11 protein-coding genes and 2 pseudogenes are annotated in these 13,194 nt (G+C 47.4%); 6 read left to right on the top strand and 7 right to left on the bottom strand.

Annotation, left to right across the window (positions count from 1 at the left end):
* The 4 genes and pseudogenes from IPG80_RS06060 to IPG80_RS06045 form a co-directional block, all read left to right on the top strand.
* A pseudogene (locus IPG80_RS06060) lies at positions 1-825 on the top strand (AAA family ATPase); the annotation flags it as partial.
* Positions 794-3,901: pseudogene (locus tag IPG80_RS06055) on the top strand (type I restriction endonuclease subunit R); the annotation flags it as partial. The pseudogenes IPG80_RS06060 and IPG80_RS06055, both read left to right, overlap by 32 nt.
* 234 nt (positions 3,902-4,135) lie before the next feature.
* Positions 4,136-4,789 carry a DUF899 domain-containing protein gene (locus IPG80_RS06050; RefSeq protein ID WP_345103841.1) on the top strand — a complete coding sequence of 218 codons (654 nt, stop codon included), beginning with the start codon at positions 4,136-4,138 and terminating at the stop codon, positions 4,787-4,789.
* Positions 4,790-4,797: 8 nt separating this feature from the next.
* Positions 4,798-5,409: an MBL fold metallo-hydrolase gene (locus tag IPG80_RS06045; RefSeq protein WP_345103839.1), complete on the top strand. Its 612-nt coding sequence runs from the start codon at positions 4,798-4,800 to the stop codon at positions 5,407-5,409.
* A gap of 115 nt (positions 5,410-5,524) precedes the next feature.
* On the opposite strand, the gene IPG80_RS06040 is transcribed toward IPG80_RS06045, so the two are convergent.
* On the bottom strand, positions 5,525-6,847 hold the full coding sequence (locus tag IPG80_RS06040; RefSeq protein WP_345103834.1) for a DUF1015 domain-containing protein: 1,323 nt from the start codon (positions 6,845-6,847) through the stop codon (positions 5,525-5,527).
* A gap of 167 nt (positions 6,848-7,014) precedes the next feature.
* Positions 7,015-7,914, bottom strand: coding sequence for a hydroxyacid dehydrogenase (locus tag IPG80_RS06035; RefSeq protein WP_345103831.1), 900 nt, complete (start codon positions 7,912-7,914; stop codon positions 7,015-7,017).
* Between the two features lie 527 nt (positions 7,915-8,441).
* On the opposite strand from IPG80_RS06035, the gene serC reads away from it, so the two are divergent.
* Entirely contained in the window at positions 8,442-9,533 is a 1,092-nt protein-coding gene (gene serC, locus IPG80_RS06030; RefSeq protein WP_345103828.1) for a 3-phosphoserine/phosphohydroxythreonine transaminase, read from the top strand.
* A gap of 76 nt (positions 9,534-9,609) precedes the next feature.
* On the opposite strand, the gene IPG80_RS06025 is transcribed toward serC, so the two are convergent.
* From IPG80_RS06025 to IPG80_RS06005, 5 genes are all read right to left on the bottom strand, one after another.
* The gene (locus tag IPG80_RS06025; protein WP_345103825.1) at positions 9,610-10,791 is read right to left on the bottom strand and encodes an HD-GYP domain-containing protein; all 1,182 of its coding nucleotides are present in this window, start codon (positions 10,789-10,791) and stop codon (positions 9,610-9,612) included.
* Positions 10,792-11,042: 251 nt separating this feature from the next.
* Positions 11,043-11,360 carry a hypothetical protein gene (locus IPG80_RS06020; protein ID WP_345103822.1) on the bottom strand — a complete coding sequence of 106 codons (318 nt, stop codon included), beginning with the start codon at positions 11,358-11,360 and terminating at the stop codon, positions 11,043-11,045.
* Positions 11,357-11,716, bottom strand: coding sequence for a hypothetical protein (locus IPG80_RS06015; protein ID WP_345103819.1), 360 nt, complete (start codon positions 11,714-11,716; stop codon positions 11,357-11,359). Before IPG80_RS06015 ends, IPG80_RS06020 begins: the two co-directional genes overlap by 4 nt.
* A gap of 55 nt (positions 11,717-11,771) precedes the next feature.
* Entirely contained in the window at positions 11,772-12,224 is a 453-nt protein-coding gene (locus IPG80_RS06010; protein WP_345103815.1) for an SRPBCC family protein, read from the bottom strand.
* Between the two features lie 17 nt (positions 12,225-12,241).
* Positions 12,242-12,667, bottom strand: coding sequence for a TIGR03618 family F420-dependent PPOX class oxidoreductase (locus IPG80_RS06005; protein ID WP_345103812.1), 426 nt, complete (start codon positions 12,665-12,667; stop codon positions 12,242-12,244).
* Positions 12,668-12,817: 150 nt separating this feature from the next.
* Between IPG80_RS06005 and IPG80_RS06000 the strand changes: the two genes are divergently transcribed.
* The gene (locus tag IPG80_RS06000; RefSeq protein WP_345103810.1) at positions 12,818-13,192 is read left to right on the top strand and encodes a hypothetical protein; all 375 of its coding nucleotides are present in this window, start codon (positions 12,818-12,820) and stop codon (positions 13,190-13,192) included.
* Positions 13,193-13,194 lie beyond the last annotated feature (2 nt).

The raw sequence follows: 13,194 nt of genomic DNA, 5'->3' as shown, positions 1-13,194 counted from the left end.
AAAATCCTTTATTACAATGCGTTTACCGAAGACCTGTTCTATTGGGATAACGATTTAGAGCGTGATAACGAGCCAAAATTAAAAATTCAGCCTAACGATTTTACAAAATGGGTGCTTCAAGACCAAGGGCAAGATCAAAACATTGTTGCTCATTTTCAGCGCTATACTGATACAAAGTTGTCTCCGCGTTTTAGCCCAGATTTCTCTGAAGTCACATTCTCTTTGAACGCGGCAACGAAGAACAAACCGAAAACATCAAAATTTCAAAAGGTGAAGAAAGCAACTTTATATGGAGTGTATTTTATAGTCTGCTTGTGCAAGTGATTGATGTATTGAATGTCGCTGAACCCAGCGATCGTGAAACAGATCAGTTTGACCAGTTGGAATATGTCTTTATTGATGACCCTGTTAGCTCCTTAGATGAAAACAATTTAATACAATTGGCGGTAGACTTGGCACAACTGAGTCATAGTCGTTCAAAACTTAAATTTATTATCACGACCCATAACCCGCTTTTTTATAATGTGCTGCACAATGAGTTCAAGGACGCTAAATTTAAAAAATATCTTCTGAAAAACGAAGATGGGGAATATGATTTGAAGTCCCCAGGCGATTCACCATGTTTCGTATCATCTTTTCTCAAAGCAGAGATTGAAAAAGCGATTGAGACGGGTCAGCTGCATAAGTACCATTTTAATTTTCTCAGAAATATTTTAGAAAAACTCCACTTTTCTTGGTTATGAAAATGGGGAGATCTATTACCTACAACAGGATGATGGAAACTCTAATCCTTATGAGACACGAATTATTAATATCTCTATTTGAATACAAAGCCATTGCAGAATCGAATAACTTCATCGTCTTAGATAAGTACACCAAAGCCCTGCAGCTCAAGGAATCCTATCAAAGCGAATACGCTTTAGAGGCTGAGTTCCTCATCGATCTACAAAACCAGGGGTATGATTACCTGACCGATTTAACCACCCCCGAAAAAATGCTGGCGAACGTGCGGGTGCAGTTGCAAGCCATCAATCAGATGCAGTTTTCAGATGGGGAATGGCAACGTTTTGTTGAAAGCTATTTAGATAAACCCAGCGATAGCATTATCGATAAAACGCGCAAAATTCACGACGACCATATCCACGATTTTGTCTTTGACGATGGACATATCCAAAATATTTACCTGCTGGATAAGAAAAAACTTGCACGGAATAAAGTGCAGGTGATCAAACAGTTTGAACAAAAAGGTACGCATTCCAATCGCTACGATGTCACCATTTTGGTGAATGGTTTGCCATTGGTGCAAATCGAGCTCAAAAAACGGGGTGTGGCGATTCGTGAAGCATTTAATCAGGTGCATCGTTATAGCAAAGAAAGTTTTAATGCAGATAACTAACTGTTTAAATATTTGCAGCTTTTCGTGATTTCCAACGGAACAGATAGCCGTTACTTTGCCAATACCATCAAGCGTGATAAAAACAGTTTTGATTTCACCATGAATTGGGCAAGAGCAGATAACTCGTTAATTAAAGACTTAAAAGATTTTACTGCCACGTTTTTTCAGAAAAACACCTTATTGAATGTGCTGTTCAACTATTCAGTCTTTGACGTGAACGACACATTGTTGGTCATGCGCCCCTACCAAATTGCCGCGACCGAGCGCATTTTATGGAAAATAAACAGCGCTTATCAAGCAAAAAAATGGAACACCACCGAAGGCGGCGGCTATATTTGGCATACCACAGGCTCAGGCAAAACCTTAACCAGCTTTAAAGCGGCACGCCTTGCAACCGAGCTCGATTTTATTGATAAAGTTTTTTTTGTGGTCGACCGTAAAGATCTCGACTATCAAACCATGAAAGAATACCAACGCTTTTCGCCCGATAGCGTCAATGGTTCAGACAGCACCGCAGGGCTAAAACGTAACCTTGATAAAGATGACAATAAAATCATTGTTACCACAATTCAAAAATTGAATAACTTAATGAAAAGTGAAGGCGACTTGCCCATCTACAACAAGCAAGTGGTGTTTATTTTTGATGAGGCGCACCGTTCTCAATTTGGTGAGGCGCAAAAAAACCTAAAGAAAAAATTCAAAAAATTCTACCAGTTTGGTTTCACGGGTACGCCAATTTTTCCACAAAATGCCTTGGGGGCAGACACCACTGCTAGCGTGTTTGGGCGCGAGTTGCATTCTTATGTAATTACCGATGCCATTCGCGATGAAAAAGTGTTGAAATTCAAAGTGGATTACAACGATGTGCGCCCACAGTTTAAGGCGATTGAAACGGAACAAGACGAGAGAATACTCACGGCGGCCGAAAACAAACAAGCGTTATTACATCCCGTCCGTATTCGAGAAATTGCCCAATACATTTTAGATAAATTCAAGCAAAAAACGCATCGTTTACAGGGGGGGAGCAAAGGCTTTAATGCCATGTTTGCCGTGAGCAGTGTGGATGCCGCCAAACTATACTATGAATCGTTTAAGTATTTACAGAAAGACAGTAACAAGCCGCTTAAGATTGCTACCATCTTCTCTTTTGCGGCTAACGAAGAACAAGATGCCGCAGGGGAAATTCCTGATGAAAGCTTTGAACTCACGGCAATGAATAACAGTGCGAAAGAGTTTTTAAGTGCGGCAATTGATGACTATAACGCGATGTTTAAAACCAATTACGGCGTTGATAGCAATGCGTTTCAAAACTATTACCGCGACTTTGCCAAAAGGGTGATCAATCAAGAAATTGATTTACTGATTGTGGTGGGTATGTTTTTAACAGGCTTTGATGCGCCCACTTTGAACACCATATTCGTGGATAAAAACCTGCGCTACCACGGCTTGATCCAATCCTATTCACGCACCAACCGCATTTATGATGCGACAAAAACGTTTGGCAATATCGTCACCTTCCGCGATTTGGAACAAGCGACCATTGATGCCATTACTTTATTTGGCGATAAGAACACCAAAAACGTGGTGCTGGAAAAAAGCTACAAAGAATACATGGAAGGCTTTACCGATGTGGCGACGGGTGAAGCACGGCGTGGTTATTTGGACGTGGTGGCGGAGTTACAACAACGCTTCCCCAATCCTGATGAACTTGTTAGGGAAATTGATAAAAAAGAGTTCGCTAAATTATTTGGCGAATATTTACGTGTCGAGAATGCGCTGCAAAACTACGACGAATTTGCTGGCTTAAAAGCCTTGCAAAGGCTAGATATGACCGATCCTACAGCGGTAGAGGCGTTTAAAGCGAAGCACTATATAAACGATGAAGACTTAACAGCGATGCAAGCGATTAAGGTGCCAGCCGAGCGCATGATTCAAGATTACCGTTCAACCTATAACGATATTCTCGATTGGCTTCGCCGCGAAAAAGCGGGCGCTGAAACAGAATCCGCCACCATTGATTGGGATGATGTGGTTTTTGAGGTGGATCTGCTCAAATCACAAGAGATTAATCTGGATTACATTCTGGAATTAATATTTGAACACAATAAAAAGCTTAAAGACAAAGTGACATTGGTTGAAGAAGCACGCCGTTTAATTCGCGCCAGCCTTGGCAACCGCGCCAAAGAGAGTTTGATGGTTGATTTTATTAACCAAACCAACTTGGACAACATTCTAGACAAAGCCAGTATTATTGATGCTTTCTTTACCTTTGCTCAAACCGAGCAACAACGTGAAGCAAACGAATTAATTAATGATGAAAACCTAAATGCAGACGCGGCTAAGCGTTATATCCTTGCATCATTAAAGCGTGAATATGCTAGTGAAAACGGCACAGAACTCAATGCGCTTCTGCCTAAAATGAGTCCGCTTAATCCGCAATACTTAATCAAAAAGCAAACTGTTTTTCAAAAAATCGCCGCTTTTGTTGAGAAGTTTAAAGGGGTGTTGGCGGGCAGATTTAATCCATGTATTTATAAAATAAGAGAAGCAACAAGAGTCCGCATGCGGACTCTTTTTGTTGCCTACTACTTCGTAATTCTTCTCGCTTCCATATAAAACCGCTTCTTCTTCGCTTCACCCATCAAGAAGGTCTTGCGGGGCAGGGGCTCTCGCCTTGACTAAATAGAACATGTATTCTAAAATCTTTCACATCTTATAGGAGTGAGAGGAAACAAAAACATGACAACTCAAAACCCTGCACACCCCCAAATTGTAAGTAAAGATGAATGGCTGGCGGCTCGAGAAATATTGCTGACCCACGAGAAAGAACTTACCAAACATCAGGATAAAATCAGCGCTGAGCGCCGTAGATTGCCCATGGTAAAGGTTGAAAAAACATATACATTTAACGGTTCAGAAGGAAAGCGCAGCCTTTACGATCTGTTCGATGGGCATACCCAACTCATTGTGTACCACTTCATGTTCGACCCTTCCTGGACGGATGGTTGTATGGGTTGTACCGGGTTTGTAAATGACCTCGGAGATCTATCTGAACTGCAAGTGCGTAACACACAGTTTGTCATTATCTCGCGTGCCCCACTCGAAAAACTGCTTGCATATAAAACGCGTATGGGCTGGGAACGTCCCTGGTATTCAGCATTTGACACCGATTTCAATCAGGACTTCCAAGTGACAGTGGATGGCGGTGAAAGGCATGGGTTAAGTGTTTTCTTCCGTCTTGATGATGATATATTTCATACATACTCAATCTACAAGCGCGGCTGCGAATCATTAAGTGATGTGTATCGATTACTGGATATGACGCCTTATGGACGACAGGAAGATTGGGAAGACTCTCCCGCTGGCTTTCCGCAACGTCCAACCTACGGATAAAATTTCCCATGAAAAAAGAAATAACCATCACCCCCATCCACGTTGCCGACCTGCTCGCTGAAGGCGAGCGGATGCCGGTCTATGTACATGTTATCGATCATCCCAATGGGCGCGTACTGGTCGACACCGGTATGACGGAGCTGCACCCGGCAGTGGCGGATATGGATCCGCGCCTCAGCCCGCTGAACCAGCAGGACTTCGATCTTACAAGCGTTGATATCGTCGTCAACACACACCTGCACTTCGACCACTGCGGTGGAAACCACCTTTTTGCGGGCAAACCCATCTATGTCCAGCGTTTGGAGTTGGACGATGCGCGCAGCAAGGATGATTATACGATCCGCGAATGGGTCGATGCGCCCGGCGTGCAGTATGTGCCGGTCGATGGCGAGTTCGAACTGCTGCCCGGGCTGCGGCTCGTCCCTGCACCGGGTCACACACGCGGAATGCAAATGGTCGTTATCGAAACTGGCGAACGTCCGATCATTGTGGGTGGTGATGTGGCAGTATGGTTCGGCGAACTTGACGAGCCGCACACCGAAGGTCAGTTGCGAGTGCTTGCACTCGACCCTGAATTGGTCTGGCTCACACACGTAGATGAGCCGTGGCGACCTCATTAAAATGGGTAATGAAAAACAAGCGTAAAGACTAAAAAAGATAGAGTCCACACTGTGGACTCTATCTTTTTTCCTGGGATAAATCTATGGGTTGGGTGCGAGGCACCCTTTTGGGATTCTACTTCGTGATCTTTCTCGCTTCCATGTAGAAGCGTTTCTCTTTCGCTTCACCCATCGAGAAAGTCTTGCGGGGCAGGGCGCCATCCAGGATCACGGTCTTGAACAACTCGTTCTTGTGCATGCCCGCCAGATAAAAGCCGACGTTGCCGCTTTGCAGGGACAATCGCTCCACCACATCTTCGCCGTGGACGTAGTCAATTTTCTCCGCGCCGCCATTCTTCACGAACGGGTCGAGGAAGGCTTGAATGGTTCCCACCGCCAGATTGGTGGAAGGCTCGCTGATCTCAATTACGCCGAATTGCTGTCCGCCGCCGACCACGCCGATGAGTTGCTTTTCACCAGAAGCATTGTCTACGTGTTGAGTCATCTCCGCGCCGCTGGCAACGGGGGTGTATTTGTAATTCTCGCCAAAGAAAGACTTCATCTCGGCGAAGACATCTTTCTTCAAACCGAAGACCACGCGATGGATCGGCTCGAACTCCAACGCCTCATCGTGGACGTTCTCAATTTCAACCAAGGCATAACGCGCCGGGTGATCCATGCCCACTTCGGCTTTGATCTTTTCCCAAATGGCTTTGGCAGTCGCAAGCGAGTGATTGCCATCGCCCATGGCGAAGAGCAGCACCGGCAGATCTTTGCTGACGTCATATTTCGCGGCGAAGGTTTCCGGCTTGGCGAGTCCGCGCAGGGCTTCGACGACTTGATTCTCGAATTCAGCATTCACGGCATAACCCGCGAGATGACCACTGCCGAGCATGGTTTCAAAATCATATAACTTCTCGAACTTCGCTTTCGCCGCTGTCAACGGTTCGATGACGGTCTTGTTCGGGTCGTCGATCAACACCAGAATATGCGGGAATTCAAGCTGAGCGCCTTCGCGGATCTTGATGCGCGGAGGCAGGCGGTCCACGATCGTCCCTTCGGTGGCGCGGATCAGGCTGGAGGAGCCTTTGTTGTAATCATAGCGTTCGAGGTCGAGGCACAGCATCACACCTTTGCGGGTCTTGCCATGCAAAGTCTGGCGCTCGACATACACAAATCCATCATGCGGCTGGAGGATGCCTTCATCCATGTACTTCTTCATCGCCGCCTGAATGTTCTGGATGCGTTCCTCCCCGCCCGGTCCTTCGAGATAGACTTCGGGGAAGGTCAGGCGCAAGGTCGAAGGCGCATCGCCGACGATCTTTTCCACGTCGTTCCAATACTCCGGCTCGGACGTGAACTGGTCACACGCAATCACCGCCCACTTCTGCGGGTCAACGCCGGGTTTGGGAAGAACCACTTGCGGGATCTGAATGCCAATGTCGCTGATGATTTTCATAATAAAGGTCTCCTCTAAAGTATCCTGTCATTGCGAGGAGGGTGCTCTTCCCGACGACACTTGCACCGTAGTGCGGATGCAGTGCGGTGAGCAATCTCATGAGCATGGTTGGAGATTGCTTCGCCGCAAGAACAAGAGCGCGGCTCGCAATGACGGAGGTGGATGTATTATTTCTTCGCGAACGCGATCAACTTCTCTGCCACTTCCGCGCCGACGCGGGCTTGGGCTTCCTTGGTGGCTGCGCCAATATGCGGGGATGCGATGACGTTGTCGAGCTTGGCGAGTTTCCAGTCGGTGGGGGGCTCTTCGTTGAAGACGTCCAACGCGGCTCCTGCGACCTTTCCACTGGTCAGCGCTTCGTAGAGTGCTTCTTCGTTGACGATTCCACCGCGCGCGCAGTTGACGATGCGTACGCCGTTCTTCATCTTGGCGAACTGCTCTTTGCCGATCATGTTGCTGGATTCTTTGGTCTTGGGCAGGTGCAAGCTGATGTAGTCGGACTGGGCGAGCAACTCATCGAGTGAAACCAGTTTGACGCCAGCCATTTCTTTCACATACGGGTCGTAAGCGACCACGGTCATTTCCATGGCGAGGGCGCGTTTGGTGACTTCCTTGCCGATGTTGCCGATGCCGATCAGCCCGAGAGTCTTGCCGCCGATCTCATCGCCGTTGAAAGCTTTCTTTTCCCAGGTTTCTGCTTTCATGGTGGCGCTGGCTTTGTAGAGTGAACGAGCCATCATCAACATATAACCAATCGCAAGCTCCGCCACTGATTTGGAATTGGCGAGGGGAGTGTTCATGACCGTGATGCCTTTTTCCTTGGCATACTCATGGTCAATCGTATCAAGCCCGGCACCGCCGCGCAAAATGACCTTGAGGTTGGGGCACACATCGATCAGGTCTTTGCGGACCTTGGTGCGTGAGCGCACGACCATGCCGTCGTAGTTGGGCAGCTCAATCATCAACTGTTCAGGGGTGATGTCGTCGCGCACGTCAACGGTCAGCCCGGCGGCACGCATCTGTTCGATATATTCTTTTTCAGTCTTGTCGCAGATAATGATCTTCATTGGATTCTCCTGTTAATTTACAGTGTGAGAGTTTTCTCGCGCTGCATTGGTGGAAATTATTTTCGTAGGGGCGACCCTTCCGGTGGGGGAAGATTATCTGTTAAACCCGGGCGGGTCGCCCCTACGTGTACGGTAATTAATAACAGGAACCAAACCGCCGAAGCGGCTATGTTCCTGTTTGTGAATTCATGCGCAACACATCGGTCATTCTAACCATGCAAAATGCCTTTGTCAACGATGGAAATCAGCCCATATGGGTGCTTATTGTTCTTGTAGATTTGTCTGACAACTACTATAATGGGTTAATTGAATTTGTGCAATAATGAATTATCATCGCATAAAATTGTTTAGACATAAGCAAGATCGCAGTGTAGTGAAAAGTTTGTGAACGAAGAATCAAGCCCAAGTCTCAGAATGAGGCGTTTGTCATCCACTAGACTTCTTGTAAAAGTCTATTTTTCGCCCTGCTCAAGGCGGCGAGAGCACTTATGCAAGAGGTCTACTATATAAAACAGGAGTATAAATCCATGTCTGATTTAAAACGTGTCTATAATTTCAATCCTGGTCCTGGTGTGCTTCCTTTGGAAGTGCTGCAGGAGGCACAGGCAGAGTTGCTGAACTTCAAGGGTACTGGCATGTCGGTGATGGAGATCAGCCACCGTTCGAAGGAATTTGAAGCGGTCATTCAAACCGCTGAAGCGGATCTGCGCGAGTTGTTGGGCATTCCCTCAAATTACAAGGTGATGTTCCTGCAAGGCGGCGCGACCCTGCAATTTGCGATGTTGGCGATGAACCTGCGCCCTGCGGGTGCTTCGGCGGATTATGTTGTGACCGGTTCCTGGAGCAAGATCGCGTTGAAGGAATCCAAGAAGCTTGGCACAGCCCGGGCTGCTGCCAATACCGAAGCGGCGAATTTCAATTGCCTGCCCGAGAAATATGATTTTGACCCGAAGGCGGCGTATGTGCATTACACCATGAATGAAACCATTCACGGTGTGGAGTTCTTTTCTGAACCAGTGATCCCCGATGGGGTGCCGCTGGTTTGCGATACTTCGTCCAATTTCATCAGCCGACCGATCGATGTTTCGAAATACGCCTTCCTGTATGCGGGTGCGCAGAAGAATGCCGGACCTTCCGGTGTGACGGTTGTGATCGCCCGCGATGACATGATCGCTCGGACTCCCGAGAACCTGCCCGTGATGCTCGATTACAAAACCCTCGCTGAGAGCGGTTCCCTGCACAACACGCCGCCTTCGTTTGCCATCTACATGGTGGGACTGGTCTTCAAATGGGCCAAGAAAATGGGTGGTTTGGCGGCGATCGAGAAGATCAACCGCGAGAAGGCGGGTATTGTCTACAACGCCATTGATTCCAGCGGCGGCTTCTATCGCGGACACACCGTGCCCGCAGCGCGTTCGTTGATGAACATTCCCTTCCGCTTGCCGACTGAAGAATTGGAAGAGACCTTTGCCAAAGAAGCCAAGAAGAACGATCTGATCGGCTTGAAAGGACATCGTTCTGTGGGCGGCATGCGTGCTTCGGTTTACAATGCGATGAGCATTGAAGGCGCGAATGAATTGAGCAAGTTCATGGCGGAGTTCCAGAGGAAGAACGGCTAGTTATATTATTAAAAGAAAAAACTCCCCCGCGAGATTTAGATTTCGCGGGGGAGTTTTTGTATCCAGGCAGTGTTCATTAACTGGCTGGTGTAATTCGCCCTGCCATGATCTTTTGGAAGATCGGTACGATATCCGGGTCAAATTCCTTGCCTGAATTTTCCACGATGTAATTGAGCGCCATTTCAGGCGACCAGGCTACACGGTAGTCGCGGTCCTGGGTCAGGGCATCCCAACAGTCGGCGATGGAAAAGATGCGCGCGTGTAGGGGGATATCTTCGCCTTTCAAGCCGTTATAGCCGGAGCCGTCCCATTTTTCATGGTGATAACGCGGAATATCCAAAGCTGGGCGTAGAAAATCGATATCCTTCATCCATTGGAAGGCAAACTCGGTGTGCATTTTCATTACATCCCACTCCACTTCGGTGAGTGAACTGGGTTTGTGCAGGACGAAATCCGGGATGGCGATCTTGCCGATATCATGCAAAAGGCTTCCGTAGCGGATGTTCTTGAGTTCGGTTTCATCCTGAATACCCATTGCGAGCGCAATTTTAAGCGCCATTTCTGTGACGCGTTCACTGTGCCCCTCAGTTTCCTTGTCTCGCATTTCGAGCATTCTTGTCCAACCGCGCAGGCTTTCATCATGTGAGGCGATCAGTTGAATGTTCTTTTCCTGCAAGTGCAGGTTTTGAGAGTAGATCAGTTTTAAATCTTTATCGTAAGTGTAAGCGGTAAAGATCAGAATAAGCGCTCCGGTTCCCAGCACTGCCAGCATGCTGCCTAAACCTTCGAACGGCTGCTTATAAAGAAATAGACCCAAAAAGAAAAACGGAATGAGTGACACCCATAACATGGTGCGCCAGGATAGCAGTAATGGCATGGTCAGAAGTGGAAGAACCAGCCAGATCAAAGTGATCTCAGGGTGAGCGTCTCCACGGATGGCGCTAATAAGGGCAGTTTGGTACCCGGCAATGCACATCGTTATAACCAGGAAGATGGACCCAATCGAGTAGTATTTTGTGCGTGTAGTGAAGTAAGCAAAGAAGGATACGCCGAGAACGATCAGGTCAAGGGTAATCTCTAATCCCAGCGCCCAGCGAACCAGGACTGAAATTGAGATAAGGATGATCAAGATCAGGAGCACCTTGCTGGTTAGAGTGGCGCGTTTTTTGCTGAAAAAGGTCCGGGCTGTGTTGGCGATGTCTTCAATTTCTACGATAGTACCGGGCATGGTAGGTGGGTAGCCAGCTTTGTGAAACATATATCTATCCTTGAGTGGATACGAGCTGAACTGGAGTAATAATTCAATGATTTGTCCCCCGTTTTGGGGCTTTGTTTTGAAACTATAACACAAGTCTATATAATTAACTCACTCCCCCCCTGCTTTTTGGCATGTTGTAAAGAAAGCCAAAACCCCCCCAATTTTAGTGTTTTTTTTTGCGCCCCTGCGCCTTTGTAATTATTTCACCTTCTCTATAGCAATTGGGTCAGTTAAAAATCCCCTTGGCACTATTAACCTGATCGGTTAATAGACGACATCATTTCTTGTGTAACATCCTTGCCGCCTGTCAGGTTGGTATAGATCGTTGAGATGGTGTAGATCGGTCCCCAAGGAATACCCCACCACCCCAGAAAAAGCGAAATCAATATGTAACCTATGCCGGAACCCAGTGAACTCTCTCCAGCTTTAATGAAGTATATGCCTGAGTTTCTACGAAAGGTCATGATCAAAATGGAGATGCAATATGGGTAAATGACGAACTTCCCTCCTTGAGCGACCTCAGATTGAACTTGTGAGATCGTCATACCTTCGATGCCGTTGATTTTCATTGGATAGCTCCCTTTTTATTAGATTTGAATGCCAAAACTATCGACAATACGATTGTACTCAATACCAAAGCGAATAGGATCGATCTTGGTGAACCGCCTTGTTCGGGGTTCGTGAAGCCTTCACGTGCAAGGAAAACAACATTGAGAAGTAAATACGAGCCGATTGCACCGAGGGAGGAAATTAAAGGGGCTGAGTTGAAATGCCCGAAGAGCAGAACCGCCATCCATAAAAGGATGATGACATTCGCGGCGACTCGTATAAATTCCAATTGATCGGCGGCAGCGTGGATGAACATGTCTGCCATTTGGATAAGGATGAGGCAGATCCCGATCATTTTTGATGAGGTGGTTCCCATTTTTAATTCCTTTATAAAGTTTTTGCGCCGGTATGCCAATTATTGTTGCCGCATCCTACGCGGTTTGTTCCGCATTCTTTTCAAAAGCCTTCTTCATCAATCTCGAGATCGGAAGCAGGGTAAGCCAGCCCATGAAACCAATCGGGAACATATCCATGCGGCGGATCGTCAGCGTACCTGCGGCTGTCTTTTGGAATTCCCACGTTTCGATAAAGTGTGTGGCAAGGTGTTTCAATGGGGGAGTGAAATCCTGAAATTTCAAAACCACCTTCCGAGCGGTATCCCATTCCATGATCTCTTCCACATGCCCAGAGCCGTCCTTGTTCTGCACCTTTATTCTGGATCCGACATACTCTGGTGTTCGGACTTCAAACTGGGCGTGTTCGATGCCCGGTAAAATGGAATAGCCTTCGAATTCTGACCAACGCTCCGTATCTAGAAAGGCGGAGCATATCTCTTCAGAAGATCGCTTGTTTGTGCGTTGGATCTGGATGCTTATGGGCTTCATATTATTTTCTTTTCTAATCAGACATTGCGACCTGTCCACGGACCTACCCCTTCAATACGGGTAACTTTGACACGAGTGATATAACCAGACGGTGGATTATCCATTGGCGGAAATTTCACGCCGGGTCCGATATACACTTCGGCGAGTTTTTGCAGTAATTGCGGCGCGCCTCCCTGCGTGATGCGGGCTTCACCGTAGATAACAGCATATTCAGTCAATCCCAAGTCGCTTTTTGTGGAGGCTTCGAGTGAGATCACCACTCGCGAGTCACGCTCGATATTCCTTACTTTTTGGTTGCGCGGCAAATGCGCACAGACGATCTCGTCATTTTCCAGTCCGATCCATACAATGGTAACGTGAGGACTGCCGTCCTTGTTCATGGTGACAAGATGCGCGTCGCGTCCTGATTCGATCAAGTCTTTGAGAGGTTGAGGGATTTGCATTTAAACTCCTAATCTACCATGAAAGTATAAGCTGATTTGCTTTCGAAATAAAGCGCTTAAAATGACGGTGACTGCAACCATCCCACTCCCTAATGAAACTGTAATCCTCCCTTTCGAGCCAGCCCAAGCCCGCAGGGTATAATCGCTCGCATGGATTTTTTCTTTCCCGAAGATAACCTTACCCGTGCCGTGCCCGAAGAAACGCACATCACAACCTTATCCGCCGAAGCCTATCCCGACGGACGGCGGCTACGTGTCAACCTCGAAGTGACGCCATTCCAAAAGCGACCTTATATTGAGGTCGCCCTCAATGATGCCAATGGTGACGAGATCGCCTCTACCAGCATCGTTGAGCCGCTGAGCTGGAAGCTCGAATTTACCATGCACATCCGTGGCGAGCTGAACAATCCCTATACCTTGAATGCCCGCTTGTATTACCCTGATGACGGACCTTCCGATCAGCCGCGGCAGTTTTCTTTTGACGTAGTGCCGCCTCAAGATTCCCCTTCACTTGATTCCAATTAATT

Source organism: Candidatus Villigracilis vicinus (genome assembly GCF_016702885.1).
GTDB lineage: Bacteria > Chloroflexota > Anaerolineae > Anaerolineales > Villigracilaceae > Villigracilis > Villigracilis vicinus.
The sequence above is the reverse complement of the archived record's forward strand: the minus strand, read 5'-3'. Positions and strand labels throughout refer to the sequence as shown.

What these genes read in the sequence shown, in the direction of transcription:
- IPG80_RS06050 (WP_345103841.1), top strand. Translation starts at nt 4,136, where the DNA reads ATGACAACTCAAAACCCTGCACACCCCCAAATTGTAAGTAAAGATGAA.
- IPG80_RS06045 (WP_345103839.1), top strand. Translation starts at nt 4,798, where the DNA reads ATGAAAAAAGAAATAACCATCACCCCCATCCACGTTGCCGACCTGCTC.
- IPG80_RS06040 (WP_345103834.1), bottom strand. Translation starts at nt 6,847, where the DNA reads ATGAAAATCATCAGCGACATTGGCATTCAGATCCCGCAAGTGGTTCTT.
- IPG80_RS06035 (WP_345103831.1), bottom strand. Translation starts at nt 7,914, where the DNA reads ATGAAGATCATTATCTGCGACAAGACTGAAAAAGAATATATCGAACAG.
- serC (WP_345103828.1), top strand. Translation starts at nt 8,442, where the DNA reads ATGTCTGATTTAAAACGTGTCTATAATTTCAATCCTGGTCCTGGTGTG.
- IPG80_RS06025 (WP_345103825.1), bottom strand. Translation starts at nt 10,791, where the DNA reads ATGTTTCACAAAGCTGGCTACCCACCTACCATGCCCGGTACTATCGTA.
- IPG80_RS06020 (WP_345103822.1), bottom strand. Translation starts at nt 11,360, where the DNA reads ATGAAAATCAACGGCATCGAAGGTATGACGATCTCACAAGTTCAATCT.
- IPG80_RS06015 (WP_345103819.1), bottom strand. Translation starts at nt 11,716, where the DNA reads ATGGGAACCACCTCATCAAAAATGATCGGGATCTGCCTCATCCTTATC.
- IPG80_RS06010 (WP_345103815.1), bottom strand. Translation starts at nt 12,224, where the DNA reads ATGAAGCCCATAAGCATCCAGATCCAACGCACAAACAAGCGATCTTCT.
- IPG80_RS06005 (WP_345103812.1), bottom strand. Translation starts at nt 12,667, where the DNA reads ATGCAAATCCCTCAACCTCTCAAAGACTTGATCGAATCAGGACGCGAC.
- IPG80_RS06000 (WP_345103810.1), top strand. Translation starts at nt 12,818, where the DNA reads ATGGATTTTTTCTTTCCCGAAGATAACCTTACCCGTGCCGTGCCCGAA.